The organism is Erwinia tasmaniensis Et1/99, from assembly GCF_000026185.1.
In the GTDB taxonomy this organism is placed as follows: domain Bacteria; phylum Pseudomonadota; class Gammaproteobacteria; order Enterobacterales; family Enterobacteriaceae; genus Erwinia; species Erwinia tasmaniensis.
The window spans coordinates 3768909-3786955 of record NC_010694.1 but is presented as its reverse complement, the minus strand read 5'-3'; the positions used below and the strand labels follow the sequence as shown (position 1 = coordinate 3786955).

10 protein-coding genes are annotated in these 18047 nt (G+C 57.1%); all 10 read left to right on the top strand.

Annotation, left to right across the window (positions count from 1 at the left end; genetic code table 11):
* The first annotated feature begins 61 nt into the window (after positions 1-61).
* The 10 genes from bcsA (at position 62) to pdeH (ending at position 18043) form a co-directional block, all read left to right on the top strand.
* Positions 62-2161, top strand: a complete 2100-nt coding sequence (gene bcsA / locus ETA_RS18150; protein ID WP_012443061.1) for a UDP-forming cellulose synthase catalytic subunit — start codon at positions 62-64, stop codon at positions 2159-2161.
* A complete protein-coding gene (gene bcsB / locus ETA_RS18145) occupies positions 2158-4554 on the top strand; it encodes a cellulose biosynthesis cyclic di-GMP-binding regulatory protein BcsB (RefSeq protein ID WP_012443060.1) in 2397 nt (798 codons plus the stop codon). Before bcsA ends, bcsB begins: the two co-directional genes overlap by 4 nt.
* Complete coding sequence (locus tag ETA_RS18140) at positions 4484-8581, top strand: cellulose biosynthesis protein BcsC (RefSeq protein WP_042959214.1); 4098 nt, start codon at positions 4484-4486, stop codon at positions 8579-8581. The genes bcsB and ETA_RS18140 overlap by 71 nt, the downstream gene beginning before the upstream one ends.
* Positions 8582-8583: 2 nt before the next feature.
* Positions 8584-9051 (top strand): cellulose biosynthesis protein BcsD, encoded by a 468-nt coding sequence (gene bcsD / locus ETA_RS18135; protein WP_012443058.1) that lies wholly within the window; start codon positions 8584-8586, stop codon positions 9049-9051.
* 8 nt (positions 9052-9059) lie between these two features.
* Positions 9060-10061, top strand: a complete 1002-nt coding sequence (locus ETA_RS18130; protein ID WP_012443057.1) for a glycosyl hydrolase family 8 — start codon at positions 9060-9062, stop codon at positions 10059-10061.
* Between the two features lie 308 nt (positions 10062-10369).
* On the top strand, positions 10370-12364 hold the full coding sequence (gene hmsP, locus ETA_RS18125; RefSeq protein WP_012443056.1) for a biofilm formation regulator HmsP: 1995 nt from the start codon (positions 10370-10372) through the stop codon (positions 12362-12364).
* A 192-nt stretch (positions 12365-12556) separates the two neighbouring features.
* Positions 12557-13831 carry a dicarboxylate/amino acid:cation symporter gene (locus tag ETA_RS18120; RefSeq protein WP_012443055.1) on the top strand — a complete coding sequence of 425 codons (1275 nt, stop codon included), beginning with the start codon at positions 12557-12559 and terminating at the stop codon, positions 13829-13831.
* Between the two features lie 297 nt (positions 13832-14128).
* Entirely contained in the window at positions 14129-15595 is a 1467-nt protein-coding gene (locus ETA_RS18115; RefSeq protein ID WP_012443054.1) for a M16 family metallopeptidase, read from the top strand.
* Positions 15596-15753: 158 nt separating this feature from the next.
* Positions 15754-17034, top strand: a complete 1281-nt coding sequence (locus ETA_RS18110) for an alginate lyase family protein (protein WP_012443053.1) — start codon at positions 15754-15756, stop codon at positions 17032-17034.
* 235 nt (positions 17035-17269) lie between these two features.
* On the top strand, positions 17270-18043 hold the full coding sequence (pdeH, locus tag ETA_RS18105) for a cyclic-guanylate-specific phosphodiesterase (protein WP_012443052.1): 774 nt from the start codon (positions 17270-17272) through the stop codon (positions 18041-18043).
* Positions 18044-18047 lie beyond the last annotated feature (4 nt).

Sequence of the window (18047 nt, the reverse complement as noted above, 5' to 3'; positions counted from 1 at the left end):
GGATGTCTGAATTCATGTGGCAAGTATGCCACCTGGTATAACAATATAATTTGGATGACCTATGAATAAGGTCCTGTTTTATCTGCTGTTGCTGATATTGTTTCCGCTGGCTGCTGTTATCGTAGTGGCTCCTATGGATAGCCAAAAGCAATATATTTTTGGGCTGGTTTCGATTGCACTGCTGTTTTTATTAAGTCTTAGTAAAAACAAAAAAATTTCTTTGATTATGGTTGTGCTGTCCACGCTAATGTCGACCCGTTATATTTATTGGCGCGCGACAGAAACGCTGCACTTCAATTCTGAAATAGAAGCGATTCTGTGTATCGGCCTATTTCTTGCCGAGCTGTATGTCTGGCTTATTCTCATCCTCGGTTATCTGCAAACATGCTGGCCGCTTAAGCGCACTATCGAACCGTTGCCTGCTGATGTCCGCCTGTGGCCAACGGTCGATGTCTATGTTCCCAGCTATAACGAAAGCCTCGACGTGGTGCGTGATACCGTTCTGGCGGCCCAGTGCATCGACTATCCGCAGGATAAGATAAAAATTTACCTGTTGGATGACGGGAAACGCAGTGAATTTGCGCGCTTTGCCGCCGATGCCGGCGTTGGCTATATCACCCGGCCTGATAACCGCCACGCGAAAGCCGGTAACCTGAATCACGCATTGCACATCACTCAGGGTGAGCTGATATGCGTATTTGACTGTGACCATGTGGCGACCCGCACCTTTTTACAGGCAACGGTGGGTGCCTTCCTGAAAGACGCCAGGCTGGCGCTGTTACAGACGCCACACTACTTTTATTCGCCGGACCCCTTTGAACGTAACCTGAAAGCCGCGCGTGAGATCCCAAATGAAGGGGCGCTATTCTATGGTCCTGTTCAGCAGGGTAACGATAACTGGAATGCCACTTTCTTCTGCGGTTCCTGTGCGGTTATACGCCGCTGTGCGCTGGAAGAGATCGGCGGTTTTGCCGTGGAGACGGTCACCGAGGATGCGCATACCGCACTGAAAATGCAGCGCCGGGGGTGGGGAACCGCCTTTCTGGCCATCCCGCTGGCGGCCGGGCTGGCGACCGAACGGCTTGGCCTGCATATTATCCAGCGGACCCGCTGGGCGCGGGGCATGACGCAGATATTTCGCGTGGATAACCCGCTGCTTGGCCGGGGTCTGAAATGGCAGCAGCGGCTGTGCTATCTCAACGCCATGCTGCATTTCCAGTTCGGCCTGCCGCGTGTGGTATTCCTGACCGCGCCGCTGGCCTATCTGCTGTTTAATCTCAATATTATTCACTCTTCGGCCAGCCTGATCTTTGCCTACGTGCTGCCGCATCTGGTGATGTCGCTGTACGTCAACGCCCGTATGAATGGCCGTTTCCGCGCCAGTTTCTGGGGTGAGATATATGAAACGGTGATGGCATTCCATCTGGTGCTCCCTACGCTGCTGACGATGATTTCACCTAAACACGGTAAGTTTAACGTGACGGACAAAGGCGGCCTGCTGGACGTCGGTTTCTTTGACTTCAATATTGTGCGGCCACACATTATTTGTGCCCTGTTACTGTTTGCTGGCGTGGTCAGCGGCATCGTGCGCGGCACGGCCCAGGATTACTTTGGCGTTGACCGCTATGTGATCGCGCTGAACGTGGGCTGGGCAAGCTTTAGCCTGATCATCCTGATGGCTGCCATCGCCGTTGCGCGTGAAACCAGACAGGTGCGCAAAACTATCCGTATCGATGCCGCTCTGCCCGCTATTGTGCACTACGCCAGCGGCATCTCTTCACGTACTCATACCATCAATCTGTCAATGGGCGGCGCACAAATCCACGCGCCGGACGCGCGCCATGAAAATGATGACATCGAAGCAATAGATGTGATCCTGCATTCCGCCACTATCTCGATGCCGGTGCAGTATATCGACGCGCACGATGGCGTGATCCGCCTGCAGTTTGAGGAAATGCCGCTTGCGCGCCGGCGTGAGCTGGTGCGCGTGGTGCTGTCGCGTGCGGATGCGTGGCTTAACACGTCGGAATACAAAGATAATCCGCTGCGTTCGTTGTTGAACATTATTCGTACCGTATTTGAACTGTTTTGGCTGTCATGGAAAGACCTCCGGGCGAAGAAAAAAAGTCAGACGCAAATAAAAGAGGAGGGTGCGGCATGAAGCAGCTTATCGTGCGCGCCCTGTGTTTATGCGCGGTGCTCACCTTTTGCGCCGTTCAGGCAGCGCCTGCCGACGTGACCCGGAACAGTGATGCGCTGGCGGATATCCCTCCTCCGGCGCACGTTGGCTCCGCGGCACCAGCGCCAGTTGGGCTGTCTGCCGACCCTCAACAGGGGCTGCCCCCGCTTCCGGCCATTGCTGATGACGCGCCTGTTGTGCAGCCGATCTCCAGCGCGATTAGCGTGGCGGAGATGGGGCAAACCCGGGGGGTGACTCTGAATGGGGGGCAGCTAGAGGCAGGCATTATCTTTACCCTTCCGAACGATCGGGTGGTGACTCATGCACGGCTTAACCTGTTGCTGAAAGTCTCGCCCGCGCTGGCGGCGCGCAACGCTTCGCTGCAACTGATGCTGAATGGTCAGCCGCTGGGTACGCTGCCGCTGAGCGCAACGGACAGCGCCAGCGAAGAGTATGAGCTGGACATTCCGGCGGCGATGGTGGTTTCCCGCAACAATTTGAGCTTTAAAATTAATGATGTGGACAGGCTGATGTGTGAGCGTGACAGCGCGCGGCGCTATCAGGTGACGATCCTGCCACAATCCCGGCTGGCGCTTGAAGGGCTACTGCTGAATACCGGTAACAGCCTGCGTCATTTCCCTCTTCCGTTTATCGATCCGCTGCGCATGAGCCCGGCCAGCGTGGTCATCGGCTTTGGCCAAAATGCCACACCGGGAACGGTAAGTGCGGCGGCGATACTGGCGTCCTGGATGGGGATCCAGGCCGATTATCGTGGTGTCAGCTTCCCGGTGATACGCGGACAGCTGCCGGAGCAAAATGGGGTGATTTTTGCTCATCCCGGCGAAAAAATTGGCGCTCTGACGTTGCCCGACGGTGAAGGTCCGTCATTGCAACTTATCGATAACCCGAATAACCCTGCGTACAAGCTGTTACTGGTGATGGGCAAGGATGATGACGCGCTGCGTCAGGCGACCTGGCGTCTGCTGCAACCGCTGGAACAGGACGCGCCCCGGCTGGCGGTCGCACGGCAGGAGATCCCGCTGCGCAAGCCGTATGATGCGCCGCGTTGGATCGACACCGATCGCCCGGTTCGCCTTAGCGAACTGCTGCGCAAAGATCAGGACCTGACCACTACCGGTATCTGGCACGACGCGCTGCGCGTTAACTTCCGTGCCGCGCCGGACTTATTTTTATGGGACGGTGACAGCGTTCCCGTGCTGCTCAACTATCGTTTTCCGTCAGAAAGCTGGATTGATGAAGATAACTCGCTGCTGAACGTCACGCTGAACGGCACCTTTCTGCGCAACCTGACGGTGAACAAAGTCGGCCTGCTGGAGAGTATCTGGCACCGTCTTGGTGGCGATGCACGCCAGGAGCAGTATACGCTGCGGCTGGACCCGTATCTGATCTACGGTGACAACCAGATGCAACTCTATTTCGATATTAAGCCAAAGAACAACGCACCCTGTAGCGTACTGGCCAACAACAATATCAAAAGCCGCATTGAGGGCGACTCCTTTATCGATCTCAGCCATACGCGCCATTTTACACTACTGCCGAACCTCGCCTATTTCGTCGGCGCGTCTTTCCCATTCTCTCGCCTTGCAGACTACTCGCAAACCGTGCTGATGCTGCCTGAAAAGCCGTCCAATGGCGAAATCAGCACCCTGCTGGATATGGCCGGCCGTTCCGGTAATGCCACCGGCGTGGCGCTGTTCCACAACAGCGTGATGTTTGGTATCCCGCCTGACGGCACGCAGCGTGAACGTCTGGGAAACAGCGATATTCTCGCCGTGTCGACGCTGGAGCAGAGCGTTTTTAACCAGCAGATCTTGGCCGACTCTCCCTATGAGTTCAATCACCATACGCTTGGCGTCAAGGTCCCCGATACGCTGAATAGGCTGCGCGGCTGGCTGGACGGAGACTGGTATCGTCAGACGCTTGACGCAGACCGTTATCTCTCCTCTAACGAGGAGTGGCGTGGTTTTATCAGCTACCGTTCGCCGTGGAACCCTGGCCGTGTGGTGGTGATGGCCGTGGCGACCAATGACGACCAGCTGTCGCGTCTGCATAACGATATGACCTCCAGGAAGATCAACGCCGGTATCCGTGGCGACACGGCGATCATTACTGACGAAAACGCGATTCGCAGCTTTCGCGTGGGCGCACAGTTCCCGAGTGGAGAAATGCCGTGGTATCTGAGGGTAGTGTGGTATGCCAACCAGCATGCGGTGCTGCTGTCACTGCTGGCGCTGTTTTGTTCAACCCTCGTCGGCCTGAGTGTCTGGGTTCTGCTGGAACGCCATGCGCGGCATCGTCTGCACCCACGAGGTAAGCCGGGGTCTTCTGGCGGGAAAAAAGATGATGAAAAATAAACCTGTTCACGCCATCGGCCGTTTTCGCCAGCGTTGGGCGATGGGCAGCGGCCTGGCATTGTCGATGGTGGCGTTACCGGCATATGCGGCGGCTGACAATCCTGCACTCCAGGCGCTGTTCGACCAGGCCAACTACTGGCATCAGAAAGCCCACGATGATTTGGCGCGTGAGGCGTTACAAAAAGTCCTGCTGGTCGACGGCAACAACGCGCAGGCGCTGTATCTGATGGCGTTGTGGTCACAGCAGAAAGGGGACGCCGCTGAAGCGGCCAAATGGCGCGCCCGACTGGGCCAGCTCCCGACGCGGGAAGCACGTCTGGCAGAGCTGGATAACGACCTTCAGCTCCAGGCCCTGCCGGCGGCACAGCTGGCGCTGGCGCGTCAGCAGGCGCGCAGCGGCAACACCGCCGGCGCGCTGCAAACCTGGCGTAATACCTTCAGCGGTAACTCGCCTCCGGCCAGCGTCGCGGCGGAGTATTATCTGACGATGGCCGGTGACCGCAGCCTGCTGCCGCAGGCGGTGGATAATCTGCGGCAGTTCTCCGCCCGTCAACCGCAGGATATCGGCGCGAAACTGGCCCTTGGCAAAGCCCTGACTTACCAGGAGTCCACCCGGCGTGAAGGTTTACAGATGCTGGAAGGGCTGGCGGACGGCAATACCGATGCCGATCGTTCCCTGCGCCAGGCGCTGCTCTGGCTTGTCCCCCGGCCCGGTGACGCGCCGCTGTACCAGAATTTCCAGCAGCGCCATCCGCGTGACCAGGAGGTGCCCGACTACTATCGGAAAAATGTCGCGGTGGCGGAAAAAGACCAGGGCTTTAGTGCGCTGGACAGTGGCGATATTCCGGCGGCGCAGAGCGCCTTCGACGAGGTCTTACAGACTAACCCGCAGGATGCGGATGCGCTGGCCGGGCTTGGCTATGCGGCGCAGCGCAGCGGACGCTATTCTCAGGCGGCAGATTACCTGGATCGTGCGGCGAAACTCGGCGGTAACGACAGCCAGCAGCGTCAGCAGCAGGCAGACGACGCGCGTTTCTACGGTCAGTTGGCCAACGCACAACAGGCGCTGAAATCCGGCGACAGCGCGCAGGCGCTGAGTCTGAGCGCGCCGCTGGCGCAGGCGGAAGGTGAAAAAGGCGTTGCGGCGAAACTGTTCCGCGCGGACGTACTGCGTCTTAGCGATCGGCCGGATCGGGCGGAGCCGATCTATCGCGCCGTGCTGGCCGACGATGCGGCTAACCGCCAGGCGCGGGAGGGGCTGTTTTACGTGCTGCGCCAGCAGAATCGTACTGCCGAAGCCAACACCCTGCTGGCGTCACTACCGGCCAGCGTCCGCGAGGCCGTGACGCCGCGCCCGGTCGCCAGCAGCGCTCCCCTGCGGCACGAAGCACAGCAGCGGCTGGCGGCGGGGGATGCGCAGCGTGCCATAGGTATCCTGCAACAGGGGTTGCAGCGTTTTCCGAACGATGGCTGGTTACGTCTTGACCTTGCGCGTATCTATCAGCAGCAGGGCAACACCGCCGCAGCCGCCGACGTGATGCAGCCCGCCTTTCGCCCGGGGGCCGGCAGCAGCGAGATCTATGCTGCCGCGCTGCTTGCCAGCGAAAACGATGCCTGGCCGCAGGCGCAAAGCCTGCTGTCGCGCATTCCTCCCCGCGACCGGAACACGGATATGCGCGATCTGATGCGGCGGGTCAATTTTAACCAGCAGATGGTGGTGGCCCGGCGCTATCTGGCACAGGGTTCTACGGCGGCAGCGGCCAATACCCTGAAGGCGCTGGCGGTGGATCCACCGTACAACCCCCTCGACGCGGGGAACCTGGCGGCCGGTCTGGCGCAGGCAGGCGACCTTTCTACCGCCGTGGCGGTGGTGCGTAACAATATGCGGCGTGGTGTTCAGGGCAATGCCGGCGACTATGCGGCGCAGCTGGCGGTGCTGGATCGGGCCGGGCTGGCAGAGGAAGCGCAAAGCTTTATTGATAATCCTCAATTGCAGGCGCGCAGTACCCGCATGCAGCTGGCCGGCGTGCGCAACGGCGCGTTAATCAATCAGGTGGATGAGCTGCGCGAACGCAAACAGTATGCCGCCGCCTACGACAGGCTGATTGGCGCCCTACAACAAGATCCGCAGAACGGTGACCTGATGTTTGCTATGGCGCGCCTGTATCAGTCCGGCAAAATGAACAAAGAAGCGGCGGTGGTTTACAACTATCTGATGACGCGGGATAGGCCAGGCCAGGAGGCGCGTGAAGGGGCGATCAATACCGCGCTGGCGCTGAATGACGTGGCGAAAGCGCGTGAGCTGGCGGCTGGCCTGCACGGTGAACCTTCACCACAGCGTTTGCTGCTGCTGGCGCGAGTATCAGAAGCAGACGGCGACCGCAGCCGGGCGCTGGGCTATCTGCGCAGTGCTAAGGGTAAAATGCTGGGACTGGAGGGCAGCCATGTCGGCAGTGCTGTCGACATTGGCGGTCTGGCGCTGGCGGATAACCCGTTCATCAACCGCACCACGCTTTCAGCCGTTCCGTCCCCGTCGACCTATGGCAACGCCATGCCGTGGCAGCAGTCACCGGATGCGCGTGACTACCGCAGTATTGATGGCGTCAGCGGGCCGAATCAGACGCTGCGCCAGATTGATACCCTGATGGATTCTCTGCAAGCGGAGACCGGCACCTGGGCGCAGGCCGGAGTACAGGTCCGCGGCCGCGATGGTGAAGAGGGTCTGAGCAAGTTGAATGAAGTTAAAGCGCCGCTCACCTGGTCCAGCTCGCCGCTGGGCGATGCGCGTGTCGACTTCACCGTGACGCCAATGACGCTAAGCGCGGGCAGCGCCAGCGGCGATGCTTATCGCCGTCTGGGAACCGGTGCCGCTGGCGTGGCGGTGGCCAATCAGATCCAGAACATCAAGAACGAACAGGACTCTCTTAACGCGTTGCGGGCCACGGACAGCGCTAATGGCAATACGAAGGGCGTAGATGCGTTCAATGCCGCCAACCCGGATGTCGCATCCGCGTTGGATAGCCTGAATGGGATCGACACGGCTGATTACAACCCGTTCACTAACAGCGGGTTGAGCAATCTCAACGCGATCAACGGCAACACCGCCCTCAAAAATTATCTCGCGGCTTCGTCGCGCAAAGTTAACCTTGATAGCGCGAGCACCTACTCCTCGGATCCCCAGACGGCGTCCGGCGTGGAGCTCAACCTGGCGTTAAGCGGCGAGAGTTACCGTATCGACCTCGGCAGTACGCCGCTCGGCCAGGATCTCAGTACTCTGGTCGGCGGGATTAAATGGGCACCTAAACTGACGGACTACCTGACGCTGATCCTGACCGGTGAACGCCGCGCCGTGGCCGACAGCCTGCTCTCCTATGTGGGTATGAAGGATCAATACTCGGGTAAGCGCTGGGGACGGGTCACCAAAAACGGTGCTAACGCGTTGTTAAGCTACGATGATGGCGATGCCGGATTTTATGCGGGGGGCGGTGGATACGGCTATACGGGTGAAAACGTGGCCAGCAATAATGCCTTAATGGCCAATGCCGGGGTCTATGTGCGTCCGTTTCACTCTAGCGATCGCGAGCTGAAAACCGGGATTAACATCAGCTGGATGAACTTCTCAAAAAATCTCAGCAACTACAGTTTTGGCCAGGGCGGCTACTTTAGTCCGCAGGACTATATCAGCGTGTCGTTGCCGGTGGACTTCTCACAGACTTACGACGATCTGAGCGTTAAATTGGGCGGTTCTGTAGGCTATCAATCCTACACTCAGAACAGCAGCGCTTACTTCCCGAATAACGGAGAGTATCAGTCGCTGCTGGAGGAAATGGTCACAGCAGGCTACGCAAAAGAAGCCTCTTTCGGCGGCAGCAGTAAGAGTGGCATCGGCTATAACATTCATGCTGGCGCAGACTATAAGATTAACAAAAACGTGACCATCGGCGGCCAGCTCGGCTATGACACCTTTGGTGACTATAACGAAAGTACGGCACAACTCCACTTGCGCTACATGCTGGGAGGCAAATAAGCATGAGTCCGTTATTACAGGAATACACCCTGCAATATTATCGACAACGGCAGTCTCATCCGGGCTGGTTCGATCTGTTGAGCGTGACGATCGGCAGCATGCTGGATAATGCGGGTGAGCAGGAAACCCAGGCATTTTTGCACCAGATGGGTGAGAAACTGGCCGTCCGTTACCCGTTGGGTGAGGCGCGAACCGTGGCCGATCTGGAGGATCGGATCAACAAGGTGCTGGCCCAGTTCCACTGGGGCTTTGTCGATCTGCGCCCCTGTCACAACGCGATCGTTATCGATCACCGTGCGCTGCCGGCGGGTGATGGTGTTATGACGCATGGGCAGTGGCAACTGGCCATGGGGGCGGTGCTGCTCGGACTGTATGCGGGCTGGCTGCGTAGCCAGGGCGGCAGCGATAGGGTTGGGCTGTCACATGAAGAAACCGATGACGGTTCACTTCGTTTTCGTTATCAGGCTTGAGAGGCAAGATGATGGCAATGTTCAGGACGGGCTTGCTGCTGCTGGCGCTGATGCTGGGAATGGCCCAGGCAGCCGCAGCCGATGGCTGGAGCAGCTTTAAACTTCGCTTTATGACCAGCGACGGGCGCATTCAGGATACGGGTAATCAGAACGTCAGCCACACGGAAGGTCAGGGCTATGCGATGCTGATGGCGGTGTATTACGACGATCGCAGCAGCTTTGACAAGCTGTGGCGTTGGACGCAAAACAACCTGAGTAACCCGAAAAATGGCCTGTTCTACTGGAAATACAATCCTGCGGCTCGCGATCCCGTCAGCGACAAAAATAATGCCGCCGATGGTGATGTACTGATTGCCTGGGCGCTGCTGCAGGCGGGTGAAAAGTGGCAGGTTGCCGGCTGGCTACAGCAGTCAGACCGTATTCAGCGCGCCATTGTCGCCCATAACGTGATCGTCTTTGGCGGCCGCACCCTGATGCTGCCTGGCGCAGAGGGCTTTAATAAAACCAGTTACGTGGTGCTGAATCCCTCCTACTTTGTCTTCCCCGCCTGGCGGGATTTTGCCCGGCGCAGCCATTTAAAATTGTGGGATAAACTGATTAAAGATGGGCTGGATTTACTGACCGAAATGCGCTTCGGCGACACCGCTTTACCGCTGGACTGGGTGGCGATGAACGTCGACGGCTCGCTGGCTCCGGCCACCGCCTGGCCCGCGCGTTTTAGTTATGATGCGATCCGCATTCCGCTGTACCTGCACTGGTATGATGCGGCTTCTCTGCGCCTGGTGCCGTTCCAGCGTTTCTGGATGGGGTTCCCGCGTCTGCAAACTCCGGCATGGATTGATGTGCTGACAAATGAGAAAGCCCCCTACAATATGGCGGGTGGCCTGCTGGCGGTACGCGATTTAACGCTGGATGACGCCGGGTATCTCAACGATTCGCCGGGTGCCAGCGAAGACTACTATTCGTCGAGTCTGCAATTGCTGGCGTGGCTGGCGTTTAAAAGCCGCTAAACATCGCCGGGCGTGCCGGTCGCCCCCGGCCAGCCCAGCAGGTGGATGCGGCCCGATCTGAGGTGTCCGTAATCGCTTTATCAGGTCGCCATTCTTAGAACCGTCACTCCCCGGACCCTGTACCTAATTCTCCGCGCGGGTCAACGCTGCGCGGCTCCGCGAGCAACGTGATGATTTTGTCCAGGAAAACACTTAAAGGGCCGCTGGCCAGGCATGTTAGCTTAATAAGTTGTTACCTTAGGGTATACTCAGGGCTGTTTTCGCCCTAAACGCGCTAAATAACCCATTCAGCGCTTCGGAGAGCTTGCTTGCGCGTCAGTCGTTCATTAAAGATTAAGCAAATGGCGACCATTTCCAGCGTTGTGCTGGTCACCGTCTGTATCTTTATCGTCATACAGCTTTTTCACTTTGTGCAGCAGCGCAGGATTGATTACGCCCAACAGATGGAGAACGTGGCGCATACCGTGCGTCATCCCCTTTCGCAGGCGGTGCTGAAAGCGGATATCGCGCAGGCCGAATTTATCCTGAATTCGCTCGGCCCGGCCGGGATACTTGCGCGGGCAGAGGTCGTATTGCCCAACGGCTTACAGGCGCTGCATTCCGAGTTTGCCGCGGAAAAACCGATACCTCACTTTATCGCCCGGCTGTTTGAACTGCCGGTGCAAATCACCGTACCGCTCTACTCGGTCGAACCCGCTAACCCCAAACCGTTGGCCTTTTTAGTGCTGCAGGCGGATTCATGGCGTGTTTACCAGTTTATCCTTAGCGCAGTCTCGACCATGGTCACGGCCTACCTGCTGCTGGCGCTTATTCTGTCGGTTTCTATCAGCTGGTGTATTAACCGACTGATGGTGCGCCCGCTGCGCAACATTGCTAATGCGTTTCAGGATCTTACGCCACAGCAGGCGGTTACCCATCAGTTATCAATGCCTAAGTATCACCGTAATGACGAGATAGGCCTTCTCATCCGTAACTACAACCGAAATCAGCAGGCGCTGAGCGCCAGGTATGATGAGATGAGCCGCCAGAGCACTTACTTTGCCTTGAGCGATTTGCCGAACAAAACCCTGTTTCTCGCGTTGCTGGAACAGCATTTGAGCGCGGTGGGTAGCGCGAGCGTATTTACGGTCATGGTCGTGCGTATTGAAACGCTGCTGGAAGCGAATGGCCTGGTAACCGACGAGCAGCGCAACGCTTTGCTCCTGACACTGGTAGGTAAAATTCGCGCCTGTATTGATGAGCATACGGTGCTGGGGCAGCTGTCGATCGGTGATTTTGCCCTGCTCATCAAGCCAGCCAACAACCCCTTTCGCGCACTGAGGCTGGCACGTAATCTGATGCAGGCGCTTAATCAGCCGGTGTTACTCCAGCATATGCAGCTGCGCCCCAATGTCAGTATCGGCATCGCGCAGCGCGAAGCAGGTATCAGCGCCGACGACCTGCTGGCGCGTTCCGTCTCGGCGATGATGTCAGCGCGTCACGAGGGAAAAAATCAGATCCTGTTCTTTGATGTGGGACTGACCGAGCGAGCGCAAAAGCGTCTGACCCAGGAGCATGACATTCTACAGGGGTTGGCAGAGGAACAGTTTGCGCTGTGGCTACAGCCGCAGGTGGATATGCGCAGCGGCCAACTGGTCGGTGCCGAGGCGCTGTTGCGTATGCGTCAGCCTGATGGCACCTGGTCTTTGCCGGGAGATTTAATTGCTAACGCGGAAGAAATTGGCGTGATCGCAGCACTCGGGCACTGGGTATTTGAAGAGTCCTGCCGCATCCTGGCGATCTGGAAACAGAGAGGCTCTGATCTGACGTTAAGCGTGAATCTTTCCGCCATCCAGCTGCGCGAGGCGGCGATGGTGACCCACTTGCAGGCCCTGATCCAGCGCTATGATATCTGTCCCGGCCGCCTGGTGGTGGAAATTACGGAAACTGCCCAGATTGGTGAGCCAGAGCAGGCGCTGCTGCTGCTACAGGGGCTGCAAAAGACCGGCGTTGCCGTGGCGCTGGATGATTTTGGCATGGGTTATGCCAACCTTAACTGGCTAAATCAGTTTAAAACCCTGCCGATAGACAAGCTGAAGATGGATCGTAGTTTCGTTGCGGCGCTGCCCCTTGATGCCACTATGGTGCACATCGTGGCGGCGATTGCCGGGATCGTGAAGCTGGACGTGATTGCTGAAGGTGTCGAAACCGAAGAACAGCGCGAGCAGCTGCTGGCCTGTGGTATCCACTACGCTCAGGGATATCTCTATGCGGAAGCGCTGCCGCTGCCCCAATTTAACCGACGCTATCTGTCGAATGCCTGAATGGCGTCGCGGGCTGTGTTCGCACGCCCTTACTTTCTTTAGTTTTACAAGATCCAACTGAAGTGATTCAGCTCATAAAAATGAACTGTGCAAGGTCCTGGCCTTGCGCACGATATATCTATCTCGTTAATCCGATGTTACTTTCGCGTTATCTTTCCTTTGATAATAATTAAAGCGATTAACGGAAATTATATGAAACCTTCTCTGTTCAAAAGCCTCTATTTCCAGGTGTTGGCTGCTATCGCTATCGGCGTCCTGTTGGGTCACTTCAACCCTGAGCTGGGCGCTCAGATGAAGCCTCTGGGTGACGGCTTTGTTAAGCTGATTAAAATGATTATTGCCCCGGTGATCTTCTGTACCGTTGTCTCAGGGATTGCCGGTATGGAAAGTATGAAGGCCGTTGGGCGCACCGGTGCCGTAGCGCTGATCTATTTTGAGGTGGTCAGCACCATTGCCTTGATTATCGGTCTGGTGGTGGTCAACGTACTGCAACCCGGCGCGGGTATGAACGTTGACCCGGCTACGCTGGATGCCAAAGCGGTAGCGATGTACGCCCAGCAGGCTGAACAGCAGGGCGTGGTGGCGTTCCTGCTGGATGTGATCCCCGGCAGCGTCATTGGCGCTTTTGCCAGCGGTAATATTCTACAGGTGTTGCTGTTCGCTATTTTGTTCGGCTTTGCGCTGCACCGCATGGGTGATAAAGGCACGCTGGTGTTTAACTTTATCGACAGCTTTTCCCACGTGTTTTTCGGCATTATCAATATGATTATGCGGCTGGCTCCGGTCGGCGCTTTCGGCGCTATGGCGTTCACTATTGGTAAGTACGGGGTGGGGTCTCTGGTTCAGCTCGGCCAGCTGATCGTCTGTTTCTATATCACCTGTCTGCTGTTTGTGGTGGTGGTGCTTGGGCTAATTGCCCGCGTAGTAGGCTTTAACATCTTCAAATTTATCGCCTATATCAAAGAAGAGCTGCTGATCGTACTTGGCACCTCCTCATCGGAATCGGCGTTGCCACGTATGTTGGCTAAGATGGAAAACCTGGGGTGCAAGAAATCGGTGGTGGGTTTAGTGATCCCGACCGGATACTCCTTCAACCTTGATGGGACGTCGATTTATCTGACGATGGCGGCTGTCTTTATCGCCCAGGCAACCAACAGCCATATGGATATCTGGCATCAGATCACTCTGCTGGTGGTGCTGCTGCTCTCATCAAAAGGCGCCGCGGGCGTGACCGGCAGCGGTTTTATCGTGCTGGCGGCAACGCTGTCTGCGGTCGGGCATCTGCCGGTAGCGGGACTGGCACTGATCCTCGGTATTGACCGCTTTATGTCCGAGGCCCGTGCGCTGACCAATCTGGTGGGTAACGGCGTGGCGACCCTGGTCGTGGCGAAGTGGGTCGGCCAGCTGGATGAGAAAAAGCTCAAAGAGCAGCTTGTTCACAGAAAAAATGAGGTGAAAAGCGTCTGAAATCATGCAACCCGCAGTTAATTTGTGAAAAACCGCTACAAATGCCCGTCGTGACTTGCCCTCACGGCGGGCATTTGCATAATAACCCCCATCTGTTTTAAGAAATTTCATGCCGCTGTGTGACATCCTTGAGGATGCGTGGTCTAAGAAGCTGTTCCTTAAAAAAAGCGGCTTTCCTGATTTGTACCCAAAATAATGTGAGTTACAGGTAACAAAGCGGGTATATATCATTGCGCGATAGCAGCAGGCCGTAGCTCACCCGTTATTTATTGAGTTAGTGATCAAGTAGGGGTTCACATGCAGGACACCAGAATTCGTCTTTTGGTTGGGGGGATACTGCTGGCAGCAGCCAGTTTAGTGCAGGCGGAAACGCTGCAACCCGACCCCGCCTGGCAACAAGGAAAGCTGGAAAACGGTTTCAGCTGGCAGCTGCTGGCTACACCTCAACGGCCAAGTGACCGTGTTGAGATCCGCCTGATGGTCAATACCGGCTCGATGGTGGAAAGCACCCAACAGGAAGGTTATAGCCATCTTTTACCGCGCCTTGCGCTGGTTCATAATGCAAAGCTTGACCCCACCCAGCAGCGCGCGCTCTGGCAGCAGAGCATCGATCCGCAGCACACACAGCCACCGGTTATCATCTCGTACGATTACACGCTGTATAACCTCAGCCTGCCCAATAACCGCCCGGACGTGCTCAAAGAAGCCCTGAACTGGCTGGCGGCAACGGCAGGCGATATGTCCATTAATCAGCAGGTCGTGAATACGGCGATTCATGCTGACGATCCCATCGCGACATGGCCGGGTAATCCGCAGGATGTCTGGTGGCGCTATCGCCTGAAAGGCTCGTCCATGCTGGCGCACGACCCCGCTGCGGTCGTGAAGCAGCCCGTCGATCTTGCACAGCTCAATGCCTTTTATAAGCAGTGGTACACGCCGGATGCCATGACGCTGTTTGTGGTGGGTAATGTCGACAGCCGCAGCCTGACGGAGCAAATCAATAAAACGTTCTCTCCGCTGCACGGCAAACGTGAACAGCCCGCCGTGATGCCAACCCTTTCTCCTTTGCTGCAACAGCCGGTGAGTCTGGTTAACAACGCCCTCGGCCAGGATCGTCTGTCCCTGGTATGGGATAATCCGTGGCCACCCATTCGCGAATCGTCCAGCCTGCTGCGCTACTGGCAGAGCGATCTGGCGCGTGAAGCGCTGTTCTGGCATGTGCAGCGCGCGCTGAGCGATAAAAAAACGCCGGGCATCCAGGTTGGCTTCGACTGTCGAGTGCTGTATCAACGCGCCCAGTGCGCCATCAATATGGATTCCGACAACGGGGCGTTGACCAGCAATCTTGAGCTGGTAGCAAAAGAGATGGTTTCCGTGCGCGATAAGGGCCTGACGCAGACGGAGTTTAATGCGCTGATGGCGCAGAAAAACGCCGAGCTGAGCAAACTGTTTGCGACCTATGCGCGTACCGATACCGGCGTGCTGATGAACCAGCGTCTGCGTTCACAGCAGAATGCGGTCGTGGATATCGCCCCTGAACAGTATCAGACGCTGCGCCAGAAGTTTCTGTCTGGCCTGACGCTGGATATGCTTAATCAGGAGCTACGCCAGCAGCTGACGCAGGATATGACTATGGTGCTGATGCAGCCTCAGGGCGAAGCGGAAACCAACATTAACGCGTTGCAGGAAGGTTTTCAGAAGATTATGGCCCCCGTTGCCTCTTCAGAAGCCGCAGCCGGCGAGAACGCCACCCCCGCACCTTAAGTCTTTACTATACAGGGGCAGCCGGCGGCGGCTCCCCTGATTGCGCCGGATAATCTTCTCCATTCCAGTTAAATACCGGATCGTGCCCGTGCATGATGCCCGTCGTGACGGCCTGCAAACGCTATGCTTTATGGCAGGGATATTGCCGGGGGATCGCCATGCAGTCTGTTCTTTGCCGCATCGTTCTGCTGCTACTGACGGGCTTTTTCAGCCTGGCGTTGGGCGCACAGGAATATGCTTTTCTTCATCGCCACGAGCTGGCGCTGAACAAGCGGTTGCTGCAACAGCAGCAGGCGCCCGATCTGACCGTTGCCGCCTGGCGTCGGTTACGGGTACAGGCCGACCGCGATCTGACTCTGCCGTTGCTTAGCGTCACCGATAAAAAACTGACGCCGCCGGGGGGATCTCAGCACGACTACTACAGCCTTAGCGCCTACTGGTGGCCGGATAATCTTGCCCCGGACGGACTGCCGTGGCTGCGACGCGATGGTGAGGTCAATCCGGCGAGTAAAAATGGCGACAGCGACGGCGTGCGCCTGGCCGAATTTACCGCCCGCGTGCAGACGTTGACGCTGGCCTGGTATTTTTCCGACGATGAACGTTACGCCCGCCGCGCGATAGCGCTTATTCGCCGCTGGTTTATCTCCCCGAGCACGCGCATGGATCCCAACCTGACTTTCGCCCAGATGATACCGGGCAGGGCATCCGCCCGGCGCTCCGGGGTGCTCGACGGGCGGTATTTTGCCACGCGTATCGTCGACTCGCTGATCATGCTGCGGCTAGCTCCCGGCTGGCGTGCCGAAGACGAAAAGCAGATGCAGCGGTGGATGAACGACTATCTGTACTGGCTGCTCAACAGTCGGCAGGGACGTAGTGAGGCGCGGGCGGAAAACAATCACGGCAGCTGGTACAACGTACAGGTGGCAGGGATTGCCTGGTATCTGCAACGACCGCAGGTGATTAAGCAGATGGTGCAGCAGGCAACAGGGCGCATGAATAGTCAGTTTGCCGCTGATGGCAGCCAGCCGAAGGAGCTGGCCCGCACCCGCTCCTTCCACTACAGCTGGTTTAATCTGCAGGCGCTCACCGCGCTGGCCGGGCTGGCACGGCACGGCGTAGGCGAAGATCTTTGGCACTATCGCACCACGCAACAGGTTACGCTGCTGAAGGCGCTAGATTTTATGGTGCCGTTTAGCGATGGCCGTCAGCGCTGGCCGTGGCGTAGCTTAGACCCTATCGGGGTACGCCTGATCCCGCTGTTGTCACAGGCGGATAATCAGCTGGGTAGCGATCGTTATCAGCAGGCGATTCGGCAGACGGCGTGGACGCTCCCCGAACGCGGCGCGGCGCGTGGGGCGATGCTGGATGCGCAGCGCGATTGCTGGCTGCTATCGCAACCGCGCTTCAGCATCCATTCGCCGCCAGCGCGCGCGGAATAAATCCGCAAGATTATTGAACATCGGTATTTATTGGCATTCACGGCGCTAATTTATTTCGGATGAGGGATGAAGCACCCTAAAGGCTGCCTGTTTTGCCGATTGAAAAGTGCGCGGCTTCATTACCATGAGTGGGATGAAGGTGACGATATGATGGATAAAGTTCTTTAAGACGTTGCCGATACTTGCTACAGGGGGTGCCATATGAAGGCGGTCTCACAGATATAGGGTCATATTAATGGTGCTGAATAGCCTCAGCCACCGGCTTCCTTCCGCAATTGTCGAACAAGGTCTGCTAAGAGAACGTGGATACTGGCAGCAGTGTCAGCGCTCCTATCACTTCCAGCCGATTTATCGGGTGAACGGAAGCCTGATGGCAATTGAGTTGCTCACCGCGGTGTTCCATCCGTCCGCCCCGGGCCAGAACGTGTCGCCGGAGCTGTATTTTGCCAAAATTGAGATCTCGCAGCGCCTGAACATTATCGCCGAGCAGCTGGAATTGCTGGTTAGATGGGAAAGAAAGTTTATCGGTGAGAAACTGGTTGCCTCGATCAATATCGACGGCTCGACCCTGTTAGCCATTCGGCATAATAACAGGGTGCGCCAGCTGATCGCGCGCTGTCCGTGGGTGCGTTTTGAACTGGTGGAACATCATTTGGTGCCACAGGAGCTGATTGTGACGCAAATGTCTGAACCCGTTCCCCTGTGGCTTGACGATTTCGGATCGGGTATGGCGAATTTCTCGGCCCTGACCGAAATGAAGTATGACTACATCAAGCTGGCGCGAGAACTGTTTATTATGCTGCGCGCCAGCGAAGAGGGGCGCAATCTGTTTGATGTGCTGCTGGTGCTGATCAATCGTTACTGTAAAGGGGTGATCGTTGAAGGCGTCGAAACCCATGAAGAGTGGGAGCAGGTGCGCCGCTCCTCCGCCTGTGCTGCCCAGGGCTATTTATTTTCTCGCCCCGTGCCGTTTGACCAGCTGGATATTCTGCCAAAGCACTTCATCTGATGGC